The sequence below is a fragment of the Faecalibacterium intestinale genome (assembly GCF_040096575.1).
Taxonomy (GTDB): domain Bacteria; phylum Bacillota; class Clostridia; order Oscillospirales; family Ruminococcaceae; genus Faecalibacterium; species Faecalibacterium intestinale.
This window is the reverse complement of the sequence record NZ_JBBMEN010000028.1, coordinates 1-25,235: the sequence shown is the minus strand read 5'-3', so window position 1 is coordinate 25,235 and position 25,235 is coordinate 1. Positions and strand designations below refer to the sequence as shown.

At 53.8% G+C, this 25,235-nt stretch carries 24 protein-coding genes, 2 tRNA genes and 1 pseudogene; 19 read left to right on the top strand and 8 right to left on the bottom strand.

Features of this window, described 5'->3' with window-relative positions:
- Position 1: 1 nt before the first annotated feature.
- Positions 2 to 76 (top strand) — tRNA-Glu (locus WMO20_RS12945).
- 3 nt (positions 77 to 79) lie between these two features.
- Positions 80 to 152 (top strand) — tRNA-Lys (locus WMO20_RS12940).
- Between the two features lie 159 nt (positions 153 to 311).
- Here the strand turns inward: WMO20_RS12940 and WMO20_RS12935 are convergent.
- The 4 genes and pseudogenes from WMO20_RS12935 to WMO20_RS12920 form a co-directional block, all read right to left on the bottom strand.
- Positions 312 to 1,389: pseudogene (locus tag WMO20_RS12935) on the bottom strand (site-specific integrase).
- 314 nt (positions 1,390 to 1,703) lie between these two features.
- Positions 1,704 to 2,438, bottom strand: a complete 735-nt coding sequence (locus WMO20_RS12930; RefSeq protein ID WP_097779986.1) for an ABC transporter permease — start codon at positions 2,436 to 2,438, stop codon at positions 1,704 to 1,706.
- 4 nt (positions 2,439 to 2,442) lie between these two features.
- A complete protein-coding gene (locus tag WMO20_RS12925) occupies positions 2,443 to 3,192 on the bottom strand; it encodes an ABC transporter permease (protein ID WP_349187118.1) in 750 nt (249 codons plus the stop codon).
- 1 nt (position 3,193) lies between these two features.
- On the bottom strand, positions 3,194 to 4,120 hold the full coding sequence (locus WMO20_RS12920) for an ABC transporter ATP-binding protein (protein WP_117535732.1): 927 nt from the start codon (positions 4,118 to 4,120) through the stop codon (positions 3,194 to 3,196).
- A gap of 165 nt (positions 4,121 to 4,285) precedes the next feature.
- On the opposite strand from WMO20_RS12920, the gene WMO20_RS12915 reads away from it, so the two are divergent.
- The 3 genes from WMO20_RS12915 (at position 4,286) to WMO20_RS12905 (ending at position 7,224) form a co-directional block, all read left to right on the top strand.
- A complete protein-coding gene (locus WMO20_RS12915) occupies positions 4,286 to 5,005 on the top strand; it encodes a response regulator transcription factor (protein ID WP_118658962.1) in 720 nt (239 codons plus the stop codon).
- Positions 5,002 to 6,366 (top strand): sensor histidine kinase, encoded by a 1,365-nt coding sequence (locus WMO20_RS12910; RefSeq protein ID WP_349187115.1) that lies wholly within the window; start codon positions 5,002 to 5,004, stop codon positions 6,364 to 6,366. The genes WMO20_RS12915 and WMO20_RS12910 overlap by 4 nt, the downstream gene beginning before the upstream one ends.
- A gap of 606 nt (positions 6,367 to 6,972) precedes the next feature.
- Complete coding sequence (locus WMO20_RS12905; protein WP_349187114.1) at positions 6,973 to 7,224, top strand: DUF6061 family protein; 252 nt, start codon at positions 6,973 to 6,975, stop codon at positions 7,222 to 7,224.
- Between the two features lie 38 nt (positions 7,225 to 7,262).
- Here WMO20_RS12905 and WMO20_RS12900 read toward each other — a convergent pair whose 3' ends face one another.
- Complete coding sequence (locus tag WMO20_RS12900) at positions 7,263 to 7,730, bottom strand: MerR family transcriptional regulator (RefSeq protein ID WP_349187113.1); 468 nt, start codon at positions 7,728 to 7,730, stop codon at positions 7,263 to 7,265.
- Positions 7,731 to 7,847: 117 nt separating this feature from the next.
- On the opposite strand from WMO20_RS12900, the gene WMO20_RS12895 reads away from it, so the two are divergent.
- Complete coding sequence (locus tag WMO20_RS12895; protein ID WP_349187112.1) at positions 7,848 to 8,387, top strand: flavodoxin family protein; 540 nt, start codon at positions 7,848 to 7,850, stop codon at positions 8,385 to 8,387.
- Positions 8,387 to 9,139, top strand: a complete 753-nt coding sequence (locus WMO20_RS12890; protein WP_349187111.1) for a carboxymuconolactone decarboxylase family protein — start codon at positions 8,387 to 8,389, stop codon at positions 9,137 to 9,139. Before WMO20_RS12895 ends, WMO20_RS12890 begins: the two co-directional genes overlap by 1 nt.
- Before the next feature lie 394 nt (positions 9,140 to 9,533).
- Here the strand turns inward: WMO20_RS12890 and WMO20_RS12885 are convergent, their stop codons facing one another.
- A complete protein-coding gene (locus tag WMO20_RS12885; protein ID WP_349187110.1) occupies positions 9,534 to 10,289 on the bottom strand; it encodes a MurR/RpiR family transcriptional regulator in 756 nt (251 codons plus the stop codon).
- 297 nt (positions 10,290 to 10,586) lie between these two features.
- On the opposite strand from WMO20_RS12885, the gene WMO20_RS12880 reads away from it, so the two are divergent.
- From WMO20_RS12880 to lpdD, 6 genes are all read left to right on the top strand, one after another.
- Complete coding sequence (locus WMO20_RS12880; RefSeq protein WP_349187109.1) at positions 10,587 to 12,023, top strand: PTS transporter subunit EIIC; 1,437 nt, start codon at positions 10,587 to 10,589, stop codon at positions 12,021 to 12,023.
- A gap of 81 nt (positions 12,024 to 12,104) precedes the next feature.
- Positions 12,105 to 12,908, top strand: a complete 804-nt coding sequence (locus WMO20_RS12875; RefSeq protein WP_349187108.1) for an MBL fold metallo-hydrolase — start codon at positions 12,105 to 12,107, stop codon at positions 12,906 to 12,908.
- 237 nt (positions 12,909 to 13,145) lie between these two features.
- Complete coding sequence (locus tag WMO20_RS12870; protein ID WP_349187107.1) at positions 13,146 to 14,639, top strand: subtype B tannase; 1,494 nt, start codon at positions 13,146 to 13,148, stop codon at positions 14,637 to 14,639.
- Positions 14,640 to 14,656: 17 nt separating this feature from the next.
- A complete protein-coding gene (locus WMO20_RS12865) occupies positions 14,657 to 16,144 on the top strand; it encodes a UbiD family decarboxylase (protein WP_349187106.1) in 1,488 nt (495 codons plus the stop codon).
- A 9-nt stretch (positions 16,145 to 16,153) separates the two neighbouring features.
- Entirely contained in the window at positions 16,154 to 16,723 is a 570-nt protein-coding gene (locus WMO20_RS12860) for a UbiX family flavin prenyltransferase (protein ID WP_349187105.1), read from the top strand.
- Positions 16,720 to 17,070, top strand: coding sequence for a prenylated flavin chaperone LpdD (gene lpdD, locus WMO20_RS12855; RefSeq protein ID WP_349187104.1), 351 nt, complete (start codon positions 16,720 to 16,722; stop codon positions 17,068 to 17,070). Before WMO20_RS12860 ends, lpdD begins: the two co-directional genes overlap by 4 nt.
- A 267-nt stretch (positions 17,071 to 17,337) precedes the next feature.
- On the opposite strand, the gene WMO20_RS12850 is transcribed toward lpdD, so the two are convergent.
- Positions 17,338 to 17,916, bottom strand: coding sequence for a cytidylate kinase-like family protein (locus WMO20_RS12850; RefSeq protein WP_349187103.1), 579 nt, complete (start codon positions 17,914 to 17,916; stop codon positions 17,338 to 17,340).
- Positions 17,916 to 19,316, bottom strand: a complete 1,401-nt coding sequence (locus tag WMO20_RS12845; RefSeq protein ID WP_349187102.1) for an MATE family efflux transporter — start codon at positions 19,314 to 19,316, stop codon at positions 17,916 to 17,918. The genes WMO20_RS12850 and WMO20_RS12845 overlap by 1 nt, the downstream gene beginning before the upstream one ends.
- A 304-nt stretch (positions 19,317 to 19,620) precedes the next feature.
- On the opposite strand from WMO20_RS12845, the gene WMO20_RS12840 reads away from it, so the two are divergent.
- The 6 genes from WMO20_RS12840 (at position 19,621) to WMO20_RS12815 (ending at position 25,082) form a co-directional block, all read left to right on the top strand.
- Positions 19,621 to 20,124 carry a CarD family transcriptional regulator gene (locus WMO20_RS12840; protein ID WP_349187101.1) on the top strand — a complete coding sequence of 168 codons (504 nt, stop codon included), beginning with the start codon at positions 19,621 to 19,623 and terminating at the stop codon, positions 20,122 to 20,124.
- Positions 20,125 to 20,510: 386 nt separating this feature from the next.
- Positions 20,511 to 21,482, top strand: a complete 972-nt coding sequence (locus tag WMO20_RS12835; RefSeq protein WP_215666623.1) for an ABC transporter permease — start codon at positions 20,511 to 20,513, stop codon at positions 21,480 to 21,482.
- Positions 21,479 to 22,447 carry an iron chelate uptake ABC transporter family permease subunit gene (locus tag WMO20_RS12830; protein WP_349187100.1) on the top strand — a complete coding sequence of 323 codons (969 nt, stop codon included), beginning with the start codon at positions 21,479 to 21,481 and terminating at the stop codon, positions 22,445 to 22,447. The genes WMO20_RS12835 and WMO20_RS12830 overlap by 4 nt, the downstream gene beginning before the upstream one ends.
- 4 nt (positions 22,448 to 22,451) lie before the next feature.
- Positions 22,452 to 23,204, top strand: a complete 753-nt coding sequence (locus tag WMO20_RS12825) for an iron ABC transporter ATP-binding protein (protein WP_215666621.1) — start codon at positions 22,452 to 22,454, stop codon at positions 23,202 to 23,204.
- A 29-nt stretch (positions 23,205 to 23,233) separates the two neighbouring features.
- Entirely contained in the window at positions 23,234 to 24,262 is a 1,029-nt protein-coding gene (locus WMO20_RS12820) for a siderophore ABC transporter substrate-binding protein (protein WP_349187099.1), read from the top strand.
- Positions 24,263 to 24,416: 154 nt separating this feature from the next.
- Positions 24,417 to 25,082: an MATE family efflux transporter gene (locus WMO20_RS12815; RefSeq protein WP_349187098.1), complete on the top strand. Its 666-nt coding sequence runs from the start codon at positions 24,417 to 24,419 to the stop codon at positions 25,080 to 25,082.
- The last annotated feature ends 153 nt before the right edge of the window (positions 25,083 to 25,235 follow it).

The window sequence follows — 25,235 nt, the reverse complement described above, 5'->3', positions numbered from 1 at the left end:
TGGCCCGTTGGTCAAGCGGTTAAGACAGAGGCCTCTCACGCCTTTAACATCGGTTCGATTCCGGTACGGGTCACCATATGCACCTCTAGCTCAGTTGGTAGAGCAACTGACTCTTAATCAGTGGGCCCAGGGTTCGAGTCCCTGGAGGTGCATCAAATTTTGAACGTCAAATCGTAAGATTTGACGTTCTTTCTTTATGTAGGAAAGCGGCTGCACACTTTCTGCACATCGTTTGCACATTTGCCCGAATTAGGGACTTTTCTGTGCAAGGTTTGCACAGCCTGCTTTCCTTTGCATAAAAAGAAGAAATTTTAGGCGAACAAGGCTCTCGTCAATTCTCTGCGTTCGTCTGCATCCATCAGCCGGATGGCTTCAAGGATCTCCTTACCAGAGATCTTTGTTGCCACCGGCTTTTCATTTTGCCGGGGCTGAGGTGCTGCCGGGGTCAGGTCTTGGGAATAGAAGTTTGCCTCGATCTTCTCGGTCAGCTCCAACCGGGGCTTGTCCTGCGTGTGAGCGTAGGTGTCCATCAGGACAGATGCCGTTGCATGACCTGTGTTGCCCTGCACCGACTTGAAGTCACCGTCCGACTGCAAGAGCTGGTAGGTGGCACTGGAGTGCCGCAGGCCGTGGAACACGATCTGTTCAAACTCCGGGTGCTCGGCTCTCCACAGGCGGTACCACTTTGTCAGCAACTCCGGTGCAATGGGCAGACCATCCGGGAGCCGGAACAGTTGCCCGCAGTTGCTGTACTTCTCCGGGGCATTCTGCTCGTCCTGTTTGAGCTTTTCAAGCCATGCCAGAAGCTCCGCTTTCAGAGGTTTGGTCATATACAGGATACGGTTGGACTTCTTCGTTTTTGGCTTTTTCAGGATGAGGGAGGACTTGCTGCCCTCACGCCTGTCCGGGAAGGTGTGATACACCTGATTGGGGTCGAGCTTTTCCAGAGCGTCCTTGTTAGCTCGCTGCATGGTTTTGCTGACCGAGATGGTACCACGACCATCGGCGGCATCAAAATCCAAATCACTCGGCTGTAAGCCGAGGATTTCGCCCTCACGGAGCGAGAGGATCATGCTCATGTGTACCGCCAGATGCAGGGCGGGGTTCTCGATGGTTTGCAACGCTGCCAGCATGGTTTTTTCGGCCCAGATGGTGCGCTCCTCGATGTTGACCTTGGGGGTATCACGGGGCAGGGGAATCTTGTGGATGAGGTCCCACTCCACAGCATAGGAAAATGCGGTCTTGAGCAGCGTGTAGACTTCGTGGATAAATGATTTTTCTAATCTCCGTTTCAACAGCTTGCCGGGGGAGAACGCAGCAGCGAAGCTGCTGGATCTGCCGCCGTTTTGCGCCAGATAATACCCAGTAGGATATGACGCACAGCATCATATCACTGGGGCAAAGAGCTGCACTCTCTGCACTCTTGCTCCGGGCAAACTGTCAACCTGACACTTTTCCAATACCCCTTATAAGGGAGAACTTGGGCGTTTTGCTGCGTACGTGCGTACGCAGCAGGTGGCTTTCTCTGTACGCACATACGCAGCGAAAGACCGGAAACGCACCATACGTTTCGCAAACGCGAACTTTTGAGAACACGTCACTTTCGGCATGGTGCAAGAAAAAGCGATGGAAACTTTGGCGAAAAGAGAGAGGGCTGGACGGTGCCAGCCCTCTTGACAGGAGCAGATACGCAGATTTCTGTTTTATGCCCGCACATCCTCCCGGCGTAAAAGCAGCCATGCCAGAAGGAACATCGTCCCCAGCCAGAAGATGCAGCTGAAGGCAAACAGCCCGTAGCTGCCTGCCAGAGCATCCGCACTTTTGTTGGAGTTCATACCGAGCTGCATCAGAGAATAGGGCCACAACAGCCCATGACCCTTGGAGCTGATAAAGATGCCGGTAATGCCGCCCAGCAGCCCCAGAAAAATGGGCACGGCAAAGCTGCGGATGACCATGGCCAGCACCAGCTGTGCGGCAATGACAGCCAACGCACCCAGCAGGCCCCGCAGTAAAAACAGAGGTAAGGTGACCGGCGGCAGCCCGGGCAGGTGGGCAAATACCTTGCCGCAGAACACGAACAGCGCGAACACAAAGCCGTGGGTCAGCAGCGCCAGCTTTGTCACCACCGCAAACTTTGCGGCAAACAGGTCCAGCGGCGGTACAGGGCTTGCCATGATAAGGTTCCAGTTGTGCCCCAGATGTTCCAGCCGCCACAAGTAGGCAGCATAGGTGGCTACCATGGCAGGGAAGAAGAGCATGGAATAAAACAGGGTGTGCTGGGTCCACAGGCTATACCAGCCGTCGGTGAGGATCTCAAGATTTTGTAAATAATTGAAGGTGCCGTAGGTGGCTGAAAGAATGGGCAGCACAAAGAACATTGCCCAGATGGGAGATGCGTGAAGTTTGCGGTTCTCCGCAAGAATACAGCGTTTCAGCATGGTTTTATACCTCCTCGTCCTGTACCTTGCGCCACGCAAGGGCAAACAGCACAGCGCCCAGCGCAAGGGTGAAGGCCAACAGCCCCCAGTTGAAGGAGCGGGTGCCGTAGGTGACGGTGTGGGTGGCCTTGTCCCAGTTCGCCACTTCGTAGGCGCTCAGAGGGATGTAGTACCCAAAGGGCACAAAATAACTGGCAAGCGGCGGCATAAAAGCAGAGAACAGACCCACCAGCGCCCCTACAATGCCCACGCAGAGCGCCGGCAGGGGATTGCCTACCCACAGCATCAGCAGAAATTCGCCAAAGAAGAGCATTGTGTCCACAGCCAGCGTGCAGACGAACAGATAGACCAGCTGCCCAGTGGGAAAGGCTTCGGTATAACCATGGACACGCCCCAGCACCGGAACACAGGTCAGCTCCAGCACCGTAACCAACAGCACCTCCAGCACTCCAAAGACCGCCTTGCCTGCAAACAGGCTGCGGCGGCTCTGCAGGGTGTAGAGCAGCTTGGCGGTGTTGCCTTTGATCTCCATATCCCACAGCCGGGAGGCCAGCACTGCCATCATCACCGGCATCAGAATGGCTTCAATGACGGGCAGGCTGTAAAGCAGGGCGCTGTAACCGTTGGCAAGCTCCTCCGGGTCTGCCGGGGCAAGGCCGCCCACCCACAGCACGACAATGCCGGGGATGAGCAGGCAGAGAGCAAGGTCATGCCTACGGTGGGCTTTTTGCAGTTCTGCACGGAAAGCTGCCATCTTACGCCACCTCCCCGCTGGTCTGGGTCAGGCTGAGGAAGATATCCTCAAGGCTCTTTGTCTGCGCAGTCAGACCCACCACACCCACGCCGCTTTCGGCAAGGGTGCAGACCAGTGCCGCCAATGCTTCGTCCGGCAGCGGGGGAAGCTGCAGGGTGTCCGGCTGATCTGCCGGTGCGGTGGCTTTTACTCCCTGCTGCTGCAGGACGGCTGCGGCTTTGGGTGTATCCAGCACCCGCAGCAGAATGCCGCCCCGGCTGTGCTTTTGCAGCTGCTGCAAGGAGCCCTCGAACAGCAGTTTGCCGTGGTTCAGGATGCCCACCTGATCCACCATCTGCTCAATCTCGCCCAGCAGGTGGCTGGAGATCAGCACGGTGGCTCCGGTGGTCTGGGGCATGGAAGCAATCAGACTGCGCATCTCCTGAATGCCTGCCGGGTCCAGACCGTTGGTGGGTTCGTCTAAAATCAGCAGTTTGGGGCTGCCCAGCAGCGCCATGGCAATGCCCAACCGCTGCTTCATGCCAAGGGAATACTGCCCCACCTTCCGGTCAGCGTCTTTGGTCAGGTGCACGATCTCCAGCACCCGGCTGATGTCCTTCCGGTCCACGTCTTTCAAGTCAGCCACGATGGATAGGTTTTCCCGGGCAGTCAGGTGCAGGTAACCGGAGGGGGATTCGATCAGACTGCCGGTCTGGCGCAGCAGGGCAATGCGGTTTGCTTCGTTCAGGGTGTGCCCCAGCAGTTCCACACTGCCACCGGTGGGGTGTACAAGCCCCAGCAGCATCTTCATGGTGGTGGATTTGCCCGCACCGTTGGGGCCTAAAAAGCCGTAAACACAGCCTTCCGGGACAGTCAGGTTCAAATGATCCACTACCGGACGGCCATGGTAGCTTTTGCAAAGGGCATGGGTCTCAATCACAGGTTTCATAAATGGTCTCCTTTCGCATTCATGGTTTTCGGAACGATGCCAGAATACACCCGCTGCCTTAAACTGACCGGAAGCGCAGCTTAATTTACCCTTAAATTTGCAGGTGTTTTCCGCTGCGGCGCGAAAAGTGTGGTATAGTAAAGGCGGGAAAGGAGAACTGCCCTTATGGATACCATTTATGATGCAAAGTTTCTCGTTGTGGATGACAACGCCGAGCTGCTGGCACTGCTATGTGAGCAGCTGCGGGGCGCAGGATATGGCCATATTAGAACTGCCCAAAGCTGCGCCGCTGCCCGCGCCTGTTTTGCGGCAGAGCAGCCGGAGCTGATGATCCTGGATATCAACCTGCCGGATGGGGACGGATTTTCGCTGTTCCGGGCGCTGCGGGCAAAAGCGGACGTTCCGGCACTGTTCCTCTCTGCACGGGACGCGGATGCCGACCGTCTGTTCGGGCTGGGTCTTGGCGCAGATGACTACCTGACCAAACCCTTTCTGATGCAGGAACTGCTGCTGCGGGTGCAGCATATTTTGCAGCGGGCGTACCGGGCAGAGCTGTCCCGTACAAAACCGGCACCTTTGCAACTGGGGGAGCGGTGCGTAGACCTGAATGATGCCATTGTTACCCTGCCAGAGGGCAAAACACTGGCGCTGACTGCTACCGAGCTGGCGCTGCTGCGGAAATTGGCAGAGAACCGGGGACACATCGTTACCTACGATGCCCTTTGTGCGGCGGTCTGGGGCGCAGATTACTATGGCTACGAGAACAGTCTGGGGGTACATATCCGGCATTTGCGGGAGAAGCTGGAAGCCGAACCCGGTGCGCCGCAGTTTCTGCGGACGGTGCGGGGCATTGGCTATAAGCTGACAAAGGGGGAAGAAGCATGAAAACCTTTGTGCGCCTGATCCGGCGGTATGTGCTGGCGGCGGTGGGCATTGTTCTGCTGCTGTTGTTTTCCGGTGTTGCGGTGCTGGGCTGGCTGGGTTGGCAGGAGGGCTGCCGCCTGCCGCAGCGGGAGTATTCATCCAGCGAGATTGCGGATTCCATGGTGGAGACCGCCGAAGGGCTTGCCTTTGGGGCAGAACGCACCCCGCAGGAGTGGATGAATGGCTACGAGTGGGCGATGGTGCTGGACGATGTGGGAAACATCCGCTGGAGCTACGGCCTGCCGCAGGAACTGAACCATGCCTACACTCCCGGCGATATCGCCAAATTTGCCCGCTGGTATCTGGCGGATTACCCGGTGTTCTGCTGGACAGAACCTTACGGACTGTTCGTCATCGGGCTGCCAAAGGGGAGCCTGTGGAAGTACAGCATTTACAGCTCACCGGACTTTGCCCTGAGCATGGTGCGGGTGCTCCCGGCAGCAGTGCTGGGAATGCTGCTGCTGGGCCTGGTTCTCTGCTTCTGGCTGAGCTGGCGGGGGGCAAAGCGGTTGGAGACCGTGGCAAACGGTCTGGAAGCACTGGCGCAGGGGCAGACCGTCCGGCTGCCTACCGACGGTTTTGCCGGGGAACTGGCAGAAAAGCTGAACCAGACCGGGGCGCAGCTGCAAGCCAAAAATGAGATGCTTTCCCGGCGGGACAATGCCCGCACCCAGTGGATCGCAGGGGTCAGCCATGACGTGCGCACCCCGCTGGCGCTGATCTTAGGCTGGGCGGAGCAGCTGGAGCAGGATGCACTTTTGCCGGACAGCTCCCGGCAGAAAGCGACCGGTATCCGCACCCAGTGCGAAAAGCTGCGCACCCTCATTGATGACCTGAACCTGACCAGTAAGCTGGAATACGGTGCCCAACCCCTGCGCCGGAAAGACCTCCGGGCAGGGCCGCTGTTCCGGCAGCTGGTGGCGCAGTTCTGCGAAAGCCCGCTGGCAGAGCGCTGCGAGATCACACTGGAACAGGAAGAACCAGCAGAGCAGACAGTGCTTTCGGTGGATGAGGCGCTGCTGGCACGGCTGCTGGAAAACCTGATGAACAACAGCGTCCGGCATAACCCAAAGCCGGTGAACATTACCGTGCACACCCGGCGGGTGGGGGAGCACTTCTGCCTGACCGTGGCAGATGACGGTATCGGCTATCCAGCTGCCGTTCTGGTGGCACTGAACGCTGCGGAGCCTGCCGAAAATGCGCCCCATATCCTTGGCTTATATGTAGTGCAGCAGATCGCCGCCGCCCATGGCGGCACGGCAGTGTTCGGGCAGAACACCCCATGCGGGGCAAAAACAACGGTCTGGCTGCCGGTAAAATAAAAAATGTGAACCTTTTAGGTGTTTCCATCCAGAAAAGTCCACATAGAAAGAGCTGCTTTGGATTTATAAGAGATCGCAGTTGTCCAAATCCCTGCCATGAATCGTAGTTGTTGATGTACATTTGATGCTTGGTTTAAACAGGTGAAATTGCGGATGCCATTTTCGAGCCAAACCAGCCCATTTTCCCGGCTTTGCATAAAAATCCGATCCCTGTTTTAAGAGGCTGATTTTGGCTCTGCACATTTTTGCACACCGGAACGGCTGGATAACGGATGCAAGAGGAGATAACAGATGCAAAGGATGCAGCAGATGCAAAACGCAAATTTACGATAAAACGATAAAAACAACGAATCTGCGTAATTCTGGAAATTGACGATTGTTGCGCGATGGTTTCTCTTAATCAGTGGGCCCAGGGTTCGAGTCCCTGGAGGTGCACCACAACAACAAAATCCGAACTTTTTTCCGATAGGAGAAGGGTTCGGATTTTTTGTTTTCTTTGGAAAACAAAATGAATCCCTTGCTTCCATCGAAAAGCGTCCTAGACCTTATCATAAGAAAGCACGACAGACCACTGTAAGAGTGCCGTAAGGCAGAAAGGACACAAACATGAAGTACGATGAAAGAATCTGTAAAGTCAACATGGACACCGGCTGCGTGGAGCTGTTGCTCCGGGATGGGAGAATGATCTACATTGACTGCACCGGGGTCGAGGATGCGCTGGATGTGACCATGGCGCAGAGGTCGGAGTTAGACTATCTCGTCTATAATGACCCGCTGGGCTATGCCAATTTGATTCTGAACGGTGACACGAAGGAATATTTGAAAACCGTAACCGGGAGCCATGGGTTAGAAGATTAAGAAAAATGCCGTTCCAAAAGCAACTGGAACGGCATTTCTTATCTTTCGATATTCGGCATCTTCTGTCCCCGAAGCTCCTGCCGGATGGCACGGAACTGCTCCGGCACGTCCGCATCGGTCATCGCACCGGGGACATCCACTGTCCCAGCGGCTTTGGCGGCTTCATAGAACCAGCATTTATACTCCACGGTCTCCAGCGTGTGCTGTAACTTCTGGATCTGCTGGGTGAGCACCTCCCGCTGATGCCGGAACATTTCCAGCCGGGTGTCAATGGTGTCGTCTCCCTGCATGGAAAGCTCAATATACTGCCGGATATCCTTGATGGACATTCCGGCTTTTTTCATGCAGCAGATGACCTGCAGCCACTCGAAGTCGTTTTCCCGGAACATTCGAATGCCGCCGGAGGAACGCTCCACAAAGGGAAGTAACCCTTCTTTGTCGTAGTAGCGCAGGGTGGAGGCAGGTACGCCCAGCTTTTGTGCCATTTCGCCTACGGTATAGATCATCTGAAACCTCCGGTTTTTCAAAAAGCCCTTGACTTAAAGTGCGCTTTAAGTTGTATGATAAAATCAAACTTTATCAACATCATAATGCGGATGCACTCTGCTGTCAAGGAGGTTCCTATGAGCAAGAAGGTATTGATTTTGTCTGGCAGTCCACGGAAGGGCGGCAACTCTGATATTCTATGCGACGAATTTCTGCGCGGGGCGCAGGATGCCGGGCACAAAGCAGAAAAGATCCGGGTCGCTGAGAAAAAGGTGGCTCCCTGTTCCGGCTGCTACTACTGCAGCACCCACGGTGGAGCCTGCGTCCACAAGGATGATATGGCAGACATCCTGCAAAAGATGATCGATGCCGATGTCATTGTGCTGGCAAGCCCGGTATACTTCTACTCCATCAGTGCCCAGTTGAAGACAGTGATCGACCGTACCGTGGCACGGTGGCTTGAGGTCAAGGACAAAGAGTTCTACTACATCACCACCATGGCAGACGAGGAAAAATCCTCTGCGGACACTACGCTGGCCTGCTTCCGGGGCTATGCAGACTGTGTGGAAGGTGCCGTGGAAAAGGGAGTCCTTGTAGTATGTGGCGTTTACGAGCCGGGTGCAGTGTGCGGTACGCCTGCCATGGCGCAGGCTTACGAGATGGGGAGGAACGTATAATGGCAGTGAAACAGACAGCAGGGCGGGATGCTCTGGGCGAATTTGCGCCAAAATTTGCGGAACTTAACGATGAAGTACTATTCGGGCAGGTGTGGAGCCGAGAGGATAAACTCTCTCTCCGGGACCGCAGCCTTGTGACGGTGGTAGCACTGATGGCGCAGGGACTGACGGACTCCTCGTTTCGGTATCACCTGACGGCAGCGAAAAACAACGGTATTACCCGGACTGAGATTGCAGAGATCCTGACCCATGCGGCGTTTTATGTAGGTTGGCCCAAGGCGTGGGCGGCTTTCCGCATGGCCAAGGAAGTCTGGGCAGAGGAATCTGCAGAGGATGCCAAGGCACAGCACCAGAGCGAAATGGTGTTCCCCATCGGCGCAGCCAACGACGGTTTTGCGCAGTATTTCAGTGGAAAAAGCTATCTGGCACCCTTGTCCACCGCACAGGTTGGCATTTACAACGTCACCTTTGAGCCGGGCTGCCGGAACAACTGGCACATCCACCATGCTGCAAAGGGCGGCGGACAGATCCTTGTCTGCGTGGCAGGCCGGGGCTACTATCAGGAATGGGGCAAAGCGCCGCAGGAGCTGCATCCGGGCGATGTGGTGAACATTCCCCCGGAGGTCAAGCACTGGCACGGTGCTGCACCCGATTGCTGGTTCTCTCATCTGGCAGTGGAAGTACCCGGCGAAGGCACCTCTAACGAGTGGTGCGAGCCGGTGCCGGAAGAAACCTATAAGGAGTTGCGGTGATGCGGTTTGATGTACACCCAACCACGATGAAACAAAAATAGGGTGCGCCCCTGCGGACGCACCCTGAAAAATCCACATACGACAGAGATATGTACAACAGGGCGTTCCCCGTCGGGATCGCTCTGTTTTCTCTATAGTGGGAGGAATTGTGTCAAATTGACACAATTCCTCCTCGTCCGTTTTAAGCAGGGTTTGGGGTGGGACCGCATTTGCAAAGCGTAGCGCAGCAATAAAAGCCCCAGTGGGGCTTTTAAGCGGCAGCGCGGTCTGCGACAGCAGATGGAGGGGCGTTGCCCCAACAAGATCACTTCGGAAATGCAGACGCATTGCAGAAGTGAAGTCCCGGATGGACAGAAAATTTTCAAGGTGCGTCAAGATGGTTTTGCGAAATTATTTATGAATCAGATACTCTCTCTATATTATAGGGAAGAAACGATGTGACAAGTTCTACAAAGATATCAAACAAAACTGGCGAAACAGAATCTGTTTCCGGGTCTGACGATAAATGGGGAAGAACAACAAGTTTATCAACCTTATCAGTATACCGTGGATCGGGCTTTGAGGTAACAAGCATAACCTTACCATTTGCTCGCAGAGCCTCTTCCATGATATGTTCGCCACCACTTACGGAAAACACGATCAGAAGATCATCAGACTCCATATAATCCGTAAGCTCAGTCAGTGCATCATGACTGATTGCTTGCGCAAAGCGCCGATGCTTGCGCATCAAAATTTCTAACAGCTCTGCTGCATGGCGGCTTTTTCCAATACCGCTTGCAAATATCCGTGGAAATTCACAAAGGTAGCTACCGAGTTCATGTAAATAATTTGCCGTGAGTAATTGTTCCGTTTCATGCAATAGCTGATATAATTGACTAAAGTACAAAAGATGTTCCTGCCCCTGCTCGGCTTGCTCGGTCTGCTGTGCTACCATGCCAATCAGTTCTGCCCGAAAATCCTGATACCGCGCATATCCTAAACCTTTCACAAAACGAGAAAGTGCCGGCTGAGAAACGCCGCACAGTTCTGCAAGGGAGCTGGTAGACATGTGTGTGATTCCAGCAGGATTTTTCATGATGCAATCATAGATAATTTGATCGTTTTGTGTAAAATCAGCTTTGTGAAGCTCCATTCGCTGTAAAGGGTTCATAAAAAGCCTTTCTTTCTTTCTTTCTTATAAGATAAGACAAGTGTATCAAAATTTTATAAAAAAACAATCCTTTCCCTCTGTTAAAATAAAACTTTTATTCAAGGCATAGGAATGCTATCCGTAAACACAACCTGAAAACCACTGACAAACAGACGAATTTCAAACAAGTTTGTGCAAAATGCCAAGGAACAGTCAAAATCTTTGTGTGAAAGTTATATTTACAATTTTGCAAGATGGCTGTATATTATATTCAGAAGCCCGGGCAGCTGATTGATAAGAAACAGGAGGAAAAGCAAAGTGGCAAACAAATATGATGCTTTAGCCGCATCGATTATTCAGAATGTCGGCGGCAAAGAAAATGTAGTCAACCTGGCGCACTGTTTTACGCGGCTGCGCTTCACTTTGAAGGATGAAAGCAAGGTGAATCAGGAAGAACTGCGCAAACTGCAGGGCGTGATCCAGCTGATTATGGCTGGTGGACAGTGTCAGGTAGTTGTCGGCAGTAAAGTGGACGCCTTATATGATCTCATCGTTGAAACCTACGGTCTTTCTACTGATTCGGCAGACAACGAGTCCCCTGCAGGACAAAAGCACAATCCAGTCAATGCCCTGATGAACACGATGTCTGGCGTTCTTGCTCCCACGCTGGGAATCCTGACCGCCGCTGGTATCATCAAAGGTGTGATCTCGCTGTTTGCATCTCTGGGCTGGATTTCCACTACGAGCGGTCTGTATATGCTGCTGTATGCAGTAGGCGATGGCTTCTTCTATTTTCTGCCCATTCTGTTGGGTTTCTCTGCCGCACGCAGATTCAAATGCTCCGAATATCTTGGGGCGGCGATCGGTACCGCACTGGTGTACCCGGCAATGGTCAATATCGGTTCTACAATGGAAGTAGCTGGTACGATCTTGGCAGGCACGCCCTTTGCAATGGACTATTATAACACCCTGTTTGGCATTCCCATTATCATGCCGGGCAGTGGCTATACTTCCAGCATTATCCCCATCATGCTTGCCGTGTACCTCGCATCCAAACTTGAAAAAACCTTTAAAAAATCTCTGCCCGAAGCTATCCGTGGCATCCTTACTCCTGTGCTGGTGCTTCTGATTACGGTTCCTCTGACCTATATTGTGATCGGCCCCGTTTCGCAGGGCATCTGTGGTGCCATCTTCATGCTGGTCAAGGCCCTGTATGAGTGCGGTGTTGTTGGCGGCATTATTGCTGGTGCGCTGGTCGGCGGCGGTTTCGGCGTTCTGGTCATGTTTGGTCTGCACTGGGTCATTATTTCTTTGGCTCTTTCCAACATCGGCATCAATGGCTTCGACTACATCATGGCTTCCGGCGGCATCGGTCCTATGATCGGTGTGGCACAGGGTCTGTGCATCACTTTGCGTACCCGGAGCAAAAAGGTGCGCGATCTGGCTCTGCCTTCCTTTATCTCTCAGGTATGTGGTGTTGGCGAACCTCTGATGTACTCCATCCTTATCCCGCTTAAGAAACCTTATGCCATCAACATTCTCTCCGGTGCTGTTGGTGGTGCGGTGATGGGTGCTCTGCGCACGAAAATCTACCTGTTTGGCGGCAGCGGCATCTTCGGTTTTGCCAACTATGTCAATCCGACCGGCGATATGAGTGACCTTATCAAAGCTCTGATCGGCACTGGCATCGGCATGGCATTCTGCTTCATCGTTCAGTGGCTGACCTACGACTTTGAAGCCGAAAAGAAACTTTGATCTGACAAAAACTCCAGGGGACAGATAAAGGGATTTTCCCCAGTCTGTCCCTTTTGTACTTTGGCAAAAATGAGGCGTATTATGCAACGATTTGAGCTGCAGGCTGTGTCACAGCATATTCAACGAATTATTCTTCCTTGTGGGGTATGTGTATATCTTGTGCAGGGAACAAATGGCGCAGTGCTGCTTGACACCGGCTTTGGCATCGGTGATCTTCGCGGCTTTGTTGAAAGTCTGATCACTACACCGTATCACGTCTGGTTATCACATGGACATCTGGACCATGCAGGCGGCTCTGCCCAGTTTGAAGAAGTATTCCTTAGCCAGGCTGACTTTGCACTGGAAAAACAGCACAACACTTGGCAAAGACGTTATGATGAAATCATCAGCGGACCGGACGGGGCTCCGGCAGGTTTTACGGCGCAGGATCTTCAGCCCGGCCGTGCAGCACCTTATAGCCCCTTAAAAGCCAATTCCGTTTTGAAGTTGGGCGGCGCTCAGGTGCAGGCGATCCCCGTTCCCGGACATACTGCCGGGATGCAGGTATTCTTGATTCCGGAAGATCGTGTTGCAATCTTCGGGGACGCTTGTGGCGAAATGACACTGTTGGCAAAGGAGATACTTCCCACGTATGTTGCAGCTCTGCGTCATTTGCAGGTATACCAAGACCAGTTTGATACTGTGCTGCGCAATCATGGGACGTTCTGGTCGGATAAGCGTATCTTACAGGATAATCTGGAATTGGCTGAAGATATTATAGCCGGACGAGATGCAGCGGCTCCCCTGAAAATGATGGGGGTTTCGGGTCTTTCGGGGCGACCGCAGGAACACCCCGGAAAATACGGAAATATATTTTACACCGCAGCACGAAATGTCTGTTGGTAGCAGGCAGCTGAATTTATAGCAATTCAACTTTTTATAGCAGTTTGCGCTTTTCATGCACAAGCAACATCCGCAAACTGCATATCGCAAATATGCCATTTTGATAGGCACTATTTTTGAAAATTGCGATAATGCAACAGCAACATCGTTGAATTGCATATCGCAGAGATGCCGTCTTGATGTTGCGCTAATTTCTTGACTTGCGATAAGAGTAGAACAATAAGAGGAAGAAGGATTTTCATGGCAAAAGACCTGTGTTTTGACCCAACGGCGTACACTACAAAACACTGCACACTGGCGGGGTCCACGGTCCGTTACCGCGCATTTGAAAACATCGTGTACTGTGCGGCACCTGTGGACCCTATTCAGAAGCTGAACCTTTATGTCCCAGAGGATTACTACGACGGTGCACGACACAATGGATATACACTGCATACGGCTCCGATCTTTGTACCCAATACAGTAGGCGGTTATCTGCCTGGTCCGGCAGACTGTCCGGGACTTGATCGCTTTGGTCGTCCCAATGCAGCGTTTCGTGCGCTGGAACATGGATATATCGTTGTTTGCATCGGTGTACGCGGACGCACTTCTGGACATCAAAACACAGAGTTTTTTGAGGGTTCCAAAACGATTGCAGAACAACAGGAGACCGGTCACAGCGTTGGCAAAGCCCCTGCGTTCATTGTGGACTTGAAAGCAGGCATCCGCTGGCTGCGTAAAAACCGCGACAGCATCCCCGGCGACACAGAAAAACTCATTACCAACGGTACCAGTGCAGGCGGTGCGTTGTCTGCTCTGGCCGGTACCAGTGGCAATAGCCCGCTGTATGCGGCAGAACTAGCGGCCATTGGCGCAGCAGATGAACGAGACGATGTGTTTGCGGTAAGCTGCTATTGTCCCATCCACAATCTGGAAAATGCAGATGCTGCCTATGAGTGGATGTTCTGTGGACACGATCATTTCAGCACGATTCGCATGAGCGTACAGGATGGAAAAATCGTTCAAAAAGGTACCACAGGAGTACAGACCGAGCAGCAGAAACAGATCTCCCGGGAACTGAAAGCATTGTTTCCGGCCTATCTGAACGGTCTTGACCTGAAAGCCGCTGACGGGACACCGTTGACCCTGAACGAAGATGGCACCGGCAGCTTTCTGGATGCGCTGAAGGCTGAAGTGATGTGCGCGGCACAGAAAGAGCTGGATACCCACCACACAGCACAGGCGCTTTCCGGTATTGCGGTTGCGGGCAGCGAGGTAGAGCAGCAATCTTACCTGACCATTGAGAATGGTAAGGTCGTGGCTCTGGATTGGGAGGGCTTTGTCACTGCCATCACCCGCATGAAGACCGCACCTGCCTTCGATGCACTGGATATGAACTCCCCGGAAAACGAGGAGTTTGGCACAGAGGAAATCCAGCGGCAGCATTTCACGGCTTATGGTCAGGCTCATGATACCGCAGGCGGTACGCTGGCAGCGCCGGAAATCATCGCCAAAATGAATCCACTTACATTTATCGGAAACGCCGATACCGCCCCATACTGGCGCATTCGTCACGGTGCTTACGATCGTGATACAGCACTGGCTATTCCATACATTTTGCAAACCGTTTTGCAGAACAAAGGATACAAGGTAGACTTTGCTATTCCGTGGGGGCTGCCGCATAGTGGAGATTACGATCTGAATGAGCTGTTCAGCTGGATCGATGGGCTGTGCCAAAAGAGCAGCGATTTGTAAAAAGGAGACAGCGTTTTATGAACCATCGTACCGATATTTTAGACCTGCGCACCGCCCTGGACGTGCTGCGCCAGACACCGGGTCAGCTGGTGGAAACAGATGTGGAGGTAGACCCGGAGGCAGAGCTTTCCGGTGTGTACCGCTATGTGGGCGCGGGCGGCACCGTGATGCGCCCTACCAAGGTGGACGGCCCAGCCATGGTGTTTCATAATGTCAAGGGACACCCGGACACAAGCGTTGCCATTGGCGTGCTGGCCAGCCGCCAGCGGGTAGCCAACCTGTTTGGCGTGAAGAAGGAGGAACTGGGCCATCTGCTCTGCGAGTGTGCCAAGAACCCCATTCAGCCCATCGTCACCCACGAACCGGCCCCTTGTCAGGAAGTGGTGCACCGTGCCACCGACCCGGAATTTGACCTGTTCAAGCTGGTGCCCGCGCCCACCAATACGCCGGTGGATGCCGGTCCTTACATCACGCTGGGGATGTGCTATGCCACCCACCCGGACACGGGCTGCTCGGATGTGACTATTCACCGGATGTGCATCCAGTCCAAGGACGAGCTGTCCATTTTCCTGCAGCCGGGCAGCCGTCACATTGGTGCCATGGCAGAGCGCGCCACCGAACTGGGCCAGCCGCTGCCTATCAGCGTTTCTATCGGTGTAGACCCCGCCATCGAGGTGACCGCTTGCTTTGAACCCCCCACGACCCCCTTGGGCTTCAATGAGCTGAGCATTGCCGGTGCGCTGCGCAAGCGCCCGGTGGAGCTGTGCCCCTGCCTGACGGTCCGTGAAAACGCCATTGCCAATGCGGAATATGTCATTGAGGGTGAGATCGTACCGGGCAGCAATCATGTGGTGGAGGATCAGAACAGCCACACCGGTTATGCGATGCCGGAGTTCCCCGGCTACAACGGCAAGGCAAGCCATGAGTGCTGGCTGCTGAAGGTAAAAGCCGTGACCCACCGCAAGCATCCCATCATGCAGACCTGCATCGGTCCCAGCGAGGAGCACGTGAATATGGCAGGCATCCCTACCGAGGCCAGTATTCTGAACCTCATCGACAAGGCATTGCCCGGCAAGGTGCTGAACGTCTATTCTCACCGGGCAGGCGGCGGCAAGTATATGGCGATCCTGCAGTGCAGAAAGACGGTCCACACCGATGAGGGCAAGCAGCGGCAGGCCGCATTGCTGGCGTTCAGTGCCTTCCCGGAACTGAAGCACGTCATTCTGGTGGATGAGGATGTGGACATCTTTGACACCAACGATGTGCTGTGGGCGATGAACACCCGCTTTCAGGGAGACCGGGATATTATCACGATCCCCGGTGTGCGGTGCCATCCGTTGGACCCCAGTTCCTGCCCGGAGTATACCGGTTCCATCCGGGATGTGGGCTGTTCCACCAAGACCATCTTTGACTGCACCGTGCCTTTTGAGCTGAAGGAAAAATTCAAGCGGGCTGCGTTCAAAGAAGTAGATGTTAAGCACTGGCTGCCGGATTTTGAACTGTGAGGTTTTTCAATGAAAAGGCGTCTTGTTGTTGGCGTGTCCGGTGCTTCCGGTGCGCCGCTGGCCATTGAACTGCTGCAGCAGTTGAAATACCGACCGGAGGTGGAAACACACCTGATTCTGACCAAGGGCGGTGAAATGACCCTGCATCAGGAAACCGGGATGTCCACCGAGGAATTTCAGGAATTGGCAGATGTGGTGCACGACAATGCCAACATCGGCGCTGCCCCGGCCAGCGGAAGCTGGAAAAGTATGGGGATGATCGTCTGTCCCTGCAGCATGAAGACCGTGGCAGGCATCGTGTCCGGGTACAGCGACAACCTACTTTTGCGAACCGCAGACTGTATGTTGAAAGAACGACGCAAGCTGGTGTTGGTAGCGCGGGAAAGCCCGCTGTCCACCCTGCATCTGGAAAACCTGTGTAAAGCCAGTCAGTATGGTGCAGTCATCCTGCCGCCCATGCAGACCTACTATAACCATCCGGCATCTGTTGCGGAAATGACCCGCCATACAGTCAACCGGATTCTGAGTCAGTTTGATCTGGACGAGGAAAGCTATGAGTGGGAGGGCATGAATCTATGAAACATTTTACCCATGAGCAGATGTTCCGTGGAAAAACCATCACGGCAGAAATCACAGTGACAGACTGCGGGGTGCAGGTTGGTCTGTATGGCGGCGACAAGCCCCATATCGGAGCAGTCGGAGTTGCAGATCCTGCTGGGAAGATTACAGTTACACAGTTTGAAGGACACAAAGAGGGCGGTCTTTGTCAGCACTGGTGTGAAGAACTGTTTAAGACTGTGAATTGTCCGGTTGTCGTGTCAGCGGGGATACACTATGATAATGCCAGCAAAGAAGAAATTTTGCAGGTGGTGGAAATCAGCAACGTACTTTTAGGGATTGGAATCCGAAAGCTACAATCTATATAATAATTTCAAAATGTTCTTTCAGGTGCTTGCGTATAGGGTATATGCTTGCCACCAAGCCGTTCTGCGGCTACTGTGGGGCGCTGATGTTTGGCGAAAGCGACGGAAGTTGCATCCGAGGAAAATGGTTCGGATTTTTTGTTTTCTTTGGAAACGAGAACAATGGAGCTTCCCATAAAATCGTATTGAAAAAACACCGCCTATCTGCGTAATCAAACGCAGGTAGGCGGTGTTTTGCTCTATTGGCTTAGGACTTGCATCGGATACAGTTCAGGCAAGGCTTTCAATGAGTTCTGCGCACTTTTCAATGCCGATGACACCGCTGTCCAGCGCAATATGATAGTTGGAGGCATCGCCCCATTTCATATCGGTATAGAAGCGGTAATAGGCGGCACGGCGTTTATCTTTTTCCTTCAGTCGGGCTTCGGGCGATTTCTCCCGTTCCCCATAGATCCGCACGATGCGGTCTGCCCGGAATTTCATGTCCGCGTGGACAAAGACCTTCAGGCAGTCGGTGCGGTTCTGCAGGATAAAATCGGCGCAGCGCCCCACGATGACGCAAGGCTCCTTTTCCGCCAGCTCCCGGATGATCCGGTACTGCAACTTCCAGAGCAGGTCCTCGTTGGTGGGGCCGAAGCTGCGGTTGGTGAAGGCAGAAGCAAGGAAGCCGCCGGGGGTATACTCTCCGGCCTCCTTGATGTAGTTTTCGTCAAAGCCGCTTTCGGCAGCCAGTTTCTGGATCAGTTCGGCGTCGTAGCACCGGATGCCCAGATGCTCTGCCACCAGCTTGCCGATGGTTCTGCCGCCGCTGCCAAACTCGCGGCTGATGGTGATGATGCGTTTTTCCATTAGACTTCTCCTTTCTGGTTCAGTTCACGGTAGGTTTTGCAGATCAGATAACCTGCGATCAGGAAGGTGAGGATATCCGACATGGGCATGGAGTACAGCACACCGTCCAGCCCGAAGAACCGGGGCAGCAGCAGGGCAAAGCCCACGCCGAACACCACCTCACGCACCATGGACAGGGCGGTGGATTCCGCTGCCTTGCCCATGGCCTGCAAAAAGATGAAGCAGGCCTTGTTGACACAGGCTAGAATGATCATGCACAGGTAGATGCGGAAGGAACGCACGGCAAAATCCGTGTAATAAACGCTCTCGTTGGCGGCACCGAACAGGGCGATGAGCTGTCGGGGAAGCAGCTCCACCAGCACCAGTGCAACGGCACCCACGGTGGCTTCTGCCAGCAGCAGTTTCGTGAACAGCTCCTTCACACGGGTGGGCTTTTTGGCGCCCATGTTGAAGCCCACCACGGGGATGCAGCCAGCCGCCATGCCCACCACGATGGAGATGACGATCTGGAAGAACTTCATCACGATGCCAACAACTGCCATAGGAATCTGGGCGTACTGCTCCTGCCCGAACACGGCATCCAGTGCGCCGTATTTGCGGATCATGTTGTTGATGGCTGCCATAGCCGCCACAAGACTGATCTGAGACAGAAAACTGGTCATGCCAAGGGTCAGGGTGCGGCCGCAGATGGAGCCTTTCAGCCGGTAGTCACCCTTTTCAGGGCGAATGATCTTCATGTGCAGCAGATACCACACTGCCAGCGCTGCGGTGACCAGCTGACCGATGACGGTAGCCACCGCTGCGCCCATCATGCCCCAGCGGAAGCCGAAAATGAAGATGGGGTCCAGAATGATGTTCAGCGCCGCACCCGCAAGGGTGGACACCATGGCAAACCGGGGGTTGCCATCCGCGCGGATGATGGGGTTCATGGCCTGCCCGAACATATAAAAGGGCACGCCCAGCGTGATATAGAAAAAATATTCCTGCGAGTGGTGATAGGTCTCGGCGTTCACCGTTCCGCCGAACAGGGCGAGAATAGTATCCGCAAAAACCAGATAGAGAGCCGCCAGCACAATGCTGCTGACCAGACACATCACCACTGCGTTGCCGACGCTCCGCTTTGCCTTGGGGACTTCGTTCTGACCAAGGCTGATGCTGACGAAAGCGCAGCAGCCGTCACCGATCATCACCGCAATAGCCAGCGCCACCACCGTCAGCGGGAACACAACGGTGTTGGCGGCGTTGCCGTAGGAACCCAGATAGCTGGCGTTTGCAATAAAGATCTGGTCCACGATGTTGTACAGCGCACCCACCAGCAGCGAAATAATGCACGGGATCGCATACTTCTGCATCAGCTTGCCGATGCGCTCCGTGCCGAGAAATTGATTGGAACTTTCCATGGGATTCACCTTACCTTTCCATTTTAAGGACAAAAAAACAACGGGCAGCTCTCATGCAACCGGTTTTACGCATGAGTGCTACTCGTTGTACGAAATTATTATAGCCTGCCCGCCGGGAATTTGCAAAGGCAGTTTTGCACAAGAATTACACTGGGCATTCTGCGCAGATTGCACGAGGAAAACTTTGTGAAAGATGCCCTTTGAAGCCAGCCGCCCGGCCGTGGTACAATATTGTAGAGAACGAAAGTACGCTGGAAGGTCTGTTTTTTGCAATCCTTCCATACAAGGAAACGAGGAAAATACCATGTCACGGTTTCAAGCGGGAGCGCTGGTGGTTTACGGAAATCTGGGAGTGCACGAGGTGGAAGGCGTCGGGCTGCGGCGCTTTTGCGATGAGTCCGCCAGAGAGTATTACACCCTCCGGCCTTATTTTTCGGATTCCCACGACCGCAGCTATATCCCCACGGAAAAGGAAGCGGCGCTGCGCCCGGTGACCCCGGCACAGCAGGCAGCAGCCGACCTTGCACGCATCAAAGCGGAGAAGCTGCCCATCCCGGCGGGGGTACAGACAGCGCTGGCAGAACATTATCAGGCACTGCTCCACACCAACGATTTTTACCAGTACCTGACCCTGTTCAAGGAGCTGGGGCAAAAGCAGACCCAGCAGCAAAGCCGCGGCCGAAAGATCAACGCTATGGATACCTACTTCTACCAGATGGTAGAACGTGTCCTGCGGGAGGAGCTGGCGGTGGCGTTTGGGGAATCGCAGCAGGAAGCCGGCAGACGGCTGCTGGAGGTTTTGCGCTGAAGCCGCATGGTGATTTTTACCAACAAATGCAAGGGCTCTTTTTGTGAAGAATCGCCTTTGCATTTATTTTTTGCATTTTTTATCGTATATTTTAAAATTCAATCCTATCCTTTTTGGTGCGTATATAAATCGGAGCAACTTTGTAGGAATTAACAAAGCATGACGGTTTGCTATGAAAAACCTTCGTGAGAGTTTGCCACTTGAAACCCATCGATGCCTTATGATATAATCCCTTCAGCAGAACGCGCTGTGTGTGAACACGTAAGACCAGTTTCTTCACACGCAGGCGTTCTCTTTTTATTTTCAAAAAAGTTAGTTTGCACTAATCTTGAGGAGGGCTTTTCATTCGTAATCATCGTTCCACCGTTTTTCTCGGCGTTCTGCTGATGATTCTTTCGGTTTGTTCTTTGTTTGTCGGGGTGCTGGACATCCGGCCTTCTGACCTGTTTACAGGCAGCGTGGAAACATGGGAGATCTTTCTGATCTCCCGCCTGCCGCGTCTGCTTGCCATCCTCTGCACAGGCATCGGCATGAGTGTGGCGGGGCTTATCATGCAGCAGCTCTGTATGAACAAGTTTGTTTCGCCCACCACAGGCGCAACGATCTCTTCTGCACAGTTTGGCATTCTGCTGGCTTTGCTGTTTGCACCGGGTTCTACCCTGTGGGGACGTGCTGCCTTTTCCTTCGTTTGTGCTGTTCTGGGCACATGGGTCTTTGTCTGGTTCATCCAGCGTATCCAGTTCAAGGACGTTGTCATGGTCCCGCTGGTCGGCATCATGTTCTCCAACATCGTAATGGGCGTTACCAATTATCTTGCCTACAAATATGAAATGACACAGGCGCTTTCCAGCTGGCTGGTCGGTCATTTTTCCACCGTCATTCGTGGGCGGTATGAGCTTGTCTGGCTGACGGTACCGCTGGTGGTTCTGGCATTTGTATTTGCCAACCACTTCAATATCGTGGGCATGGGAAAAGACTTTTCTCAGAACCTCGGCGTTCCGTATGATCTGGTGCTGTTTATGGGTCTGACCATTGCTGCCATGATCACGGCATCCGTTGTTGTCGTGGTCGGCTCAATCTCCTACATCGGTCTCATTGTGCCCAATATCGTAGCAATGTTCAAGGGTGACCAGATCCGCGGAACGCTGGTGGATACCGCTCTGTTTGGCGCTGTGTTCGTGCTGGTCTGCGATATGATCGGGCGGGTTGTGATCTATCCCTACGAGCTGCCCATCGAGCTGATCGTTGGCGTTATCGGCAGCATCCTGTTTGTCGGTCTGCTGCTGTATCGGCTTCGGCATGGACGCAAGGCAGTCCGGCTGGGCAAAGCTGCCAAGAAAACCGGAGGTGCAGCATGAAAATGCACAAAAATCATCTGCGCCTGCTGATCCTTCTGCTTCTTGTTCTGCTGGCCTGCGCGGGCTATATGACAGTGGGTGTCCATTTTGAAAACCAAAAATTATTTGCCTACGCCATGCGCATCCGCACGCCCAAGCTGATCGCCATGCTCATCACGGCATTTGCCATTGGAAGTGCATCCATCGTGTTTCAGTCCATCATCAATAACACCATCGTCACGCCCTGCCTGTTGGGTATGGATCAGCTTTATTCGCTGATCCACACGGCTGTGTTCTTTGTGGCGGGTTCGGGCAGCTTTCTGGCAGTCAATGCCAATGCAGCCTTTGCGGTAGATCTTGCCATCATGGGTGCTGTTGCCACCGTGATCTACAGCTATCTGTTCCGGAAAACGAACCACAATGTTCTGTACGTTCTGCTTATCGGCACGGTGCTGACCTCGTTCTTCTCCAGCATCCAGACGACCTTGACCCGTGTGATGGACCCCAACGAGTACGACACGCTGCTGACGGATCTGGTCGCCAGCTTTTCCAATGTCAATTCGGCGATTCTGGTACTGTCCGTTGCAGTTCTGGCGCTGGTCGCCTTTGCCTTCCGGAAAGAGCTTGCGCTGCTGGATGTTCTGACACTGGGCAAAGATCAGGCCATCAATCTGGGTGTGGACTATGACCGCTGCATCCGCCGGCTGCTGCTGGGGGTCACACTGTACATTGCAACAGCCACCGCTATGGTCGGGCCGCTGGCATTTCTGGGGCTTATCATTGCCAACCTTTCCCGGCAGTTCCTGCGTACCTACCGGCACAGCCAGCTCATCACCGGCTCTGTTTTGTTCGGTATGGCTGTTCTGATTGGCGGACAGCTTCTGGTGGAGCGGGTGTTCGTTTACTCGGTTCCGGTCAGCGTGTTCATCACCGTGGGCGGCGGCGTGTATTTCCTGTATCTGCTGCTCACCCAGAGAAAGGCATAACACCATGTTTGTAAAAGAGATCACCAAACGCTACGATGGCAAAGCCGTTGTCGATGGCGTGAGTTTTGAAATTCCGAAAGGCAAAGTCCTTTCCCTCATCGGTCCGAACGGTGCAGGAAAATCCACTGTGATGGGAATGTTGTCCCGCCTGATCGCACGGGACAGCGGAATTGTGGATTTTGAGGGGACGGAGATCACGCGCTGGAAAAGCCGGGAGCTGAGCAAGCGGCTCGCCATCCTGACCCAAGCAAACAATGTTCAGATGAAGCTGACCGTCCGGGAACTGGTTGCATTTGGCCGCTTTCCGTATTCCGGCGGGCGGCTGACCCAAGAGGACAACGAGATCATTGACCGCGCTATCGCCTACATGGAACTGGGCGATTTTGAGGAGCAGTTCATCGATGAACTGTCCGGCGGTCAGCGGCAGCGTGCCTATATTGCCATGGTCATTGCGCAGGACACCGAGTATATCCTGCTGGATGAACCGACCAACAATCTGGATATTTACCACGCAACCAACCTCATGCGCATCGTCCGCCGCCTGTGCGATGAGCTGGGCAAAACGGTGATCCTTGTTCTGCACGAGATCAACTATGCTGCGTTTTATTCCGATTACATCTGCGCCTTCGTGGATGGAAAAATCGCAAAGTTTGGCACCGTGCAGGAAGTGATCACCAAAGAAAACCTGTCCGATATCTATAAGGTGGACTTTGAGATCATGCAGATCGAAGGCAAGCCTTTGTCGATATATTATTGATTTCAGTACTTTTTAAAAGGAGCATTCTTATGAAGAAAATTTCTCGTCGTTCGTTTTTGACCGCTATGGCCGCTGTGAGTGCAGCGGGTGTTCTCGCCGCCTGCGGCGCTTCCTCCTCCACGGCAAGCTCCGTGGCATCCTCTGTGGCTGCATCCAGCGAAGCTACCACTTCCTCGGAAGCGGTGCCGGAGTCTGTGACCATCAAGGCGTTCAACGGTGCAAAGGAGTTAGTGGACGTGGAAGTGCCCTTTGACCCGCAGCGCATTGCAATCCTCGACCTTGCTTCTCTGGACATTCTGGATGAACTGGGCGTTGGCGACCGTGTGGTCGGCACGGCATCCACCTCTCTGGACTATCTTCAGAGCTATGTCACCAATGACAGCATTGCGAACCTTGGCAACATCAAGGAAGCCGATATGGAAGCAGTCATGGCTTGCGAGCCGGACATCATCTTTATCGGCGGACGCCTGTCCAAATCCTATGATGCTCTGTGCGAGATCGCACCCGTTGTTTTCCTTGCGACCGACGCCGAAAAGGGCGTTGTGGAAAGCACCCGAGAAAACGCCATGACCATCGCTTCTATCTTTGGTCTGGAAGACCATGTGGAAGCTTTGATGACGGATTTTGACAGCCGCATCGACGCCCTGAAAGCCTTTGCAGAGGGCAAGACTGCCATCGTCGGCATGACCACCAGCGGCAGCTTCAATGTTCTGGGCAACGATGGCCGCTGCTCCATCATCGGCAAGGAGATCGGCTTTGAGAACATCGGCGTAGATGCCAATATCGACACCTCGACCCACGGCAACGAGGCTTCCTTCGAGTTCATTGTGGACAAGAACCCCGACTACATCTTCGCCATGGATCGTGATGCAGCCATTGGCACCGATGGCGCACAGCTGGCGCAGGAGATCCTGGAAAACGAGCTGGTCAAGAGCACCGATGCTTACAAGAACGGCCACGTCGTTTATCTGGCACACCCGAATGTCTGGTACACCGCAGAGGGCGGCATTCAGGCACTGAGCGAAATGCTGAGTGATCTGGAAAGCGCACTGCTGTGATTTTTTCAAAATTCTTCTTGCAATTTTGAAAAAACTCCGGTATAATACCTTCCGTTAAGAATACAAAAAGCCGGCTTACAAAGCGTGAAATCCTGAGGGAAAGCTACCCCTCAACGATTTCACGCTTTTTTGTTTGCCCGAAAAAGGAGAACCTATGAACCCGAAAAACAAACTGGCAGAAATGCCCATCCGCCCCCTGCTGTACACTATGGCGGTACCGCTGATGCTGTCGCTGCTCATCCAATCGCTGTACAACATCGTGGATAGCATTTTTGTGGCGCGGCTGTCGGAAACGGCCCTGACTGCCGCCTCTCTTGTATATGCCATCCAGTTTTTGATGATCGCCATTGGCGTGGGCACCGCCGTGGGTCTGAACGCCCTGCTCTCCCGGAAGCTGGGGCAGAAAAAGCCGGAGGAAGCCTGCCGTGCCGCCACCACAGGCCTGTTCCTGATGCTGGCCACTTCGCTGGTGTTCACGCTGGTGGGGCTGCTGTTCCCGGCGCAGCTGCTGGGGCTGTTCTCTGCCAGTGACGAGATGCTGGCTTTCGGTGTGCCCGCTCTGCGCATCATCTCGGTGACCTTCCTGTTTGCGGTCATCACCATATTGTGCGGCTACTTTGCCTCCGGTCTTGGCAACGGCGTGGTCAATATGATCGGCGCTGCCTTGCGGCAGCTGGTGGTATTGGTGCCCTGCCTGTGGCTCCTTATCCGCACTATGGGCATCGACAAGGCATGGTTTGCGTTCTGGGCGTCCGAGCTGCTCGCCTGCGCTTACAGTCTGTGGGCAACGAAAAAAGAACTGCGGAACAAGGGAAAATAAGGCAAAACAAAACAGGGTGCGCCACCCGGACGCACCCTGAAAAATCCACATACGATAGCGATATGTACAACAGGGCGTTCCCCGTAGCAGAGTTCCCATAAAACAGTATTTGCAAAAGCTCCCGAAATGGGGAAGATTTGGCGTGACTTCGGT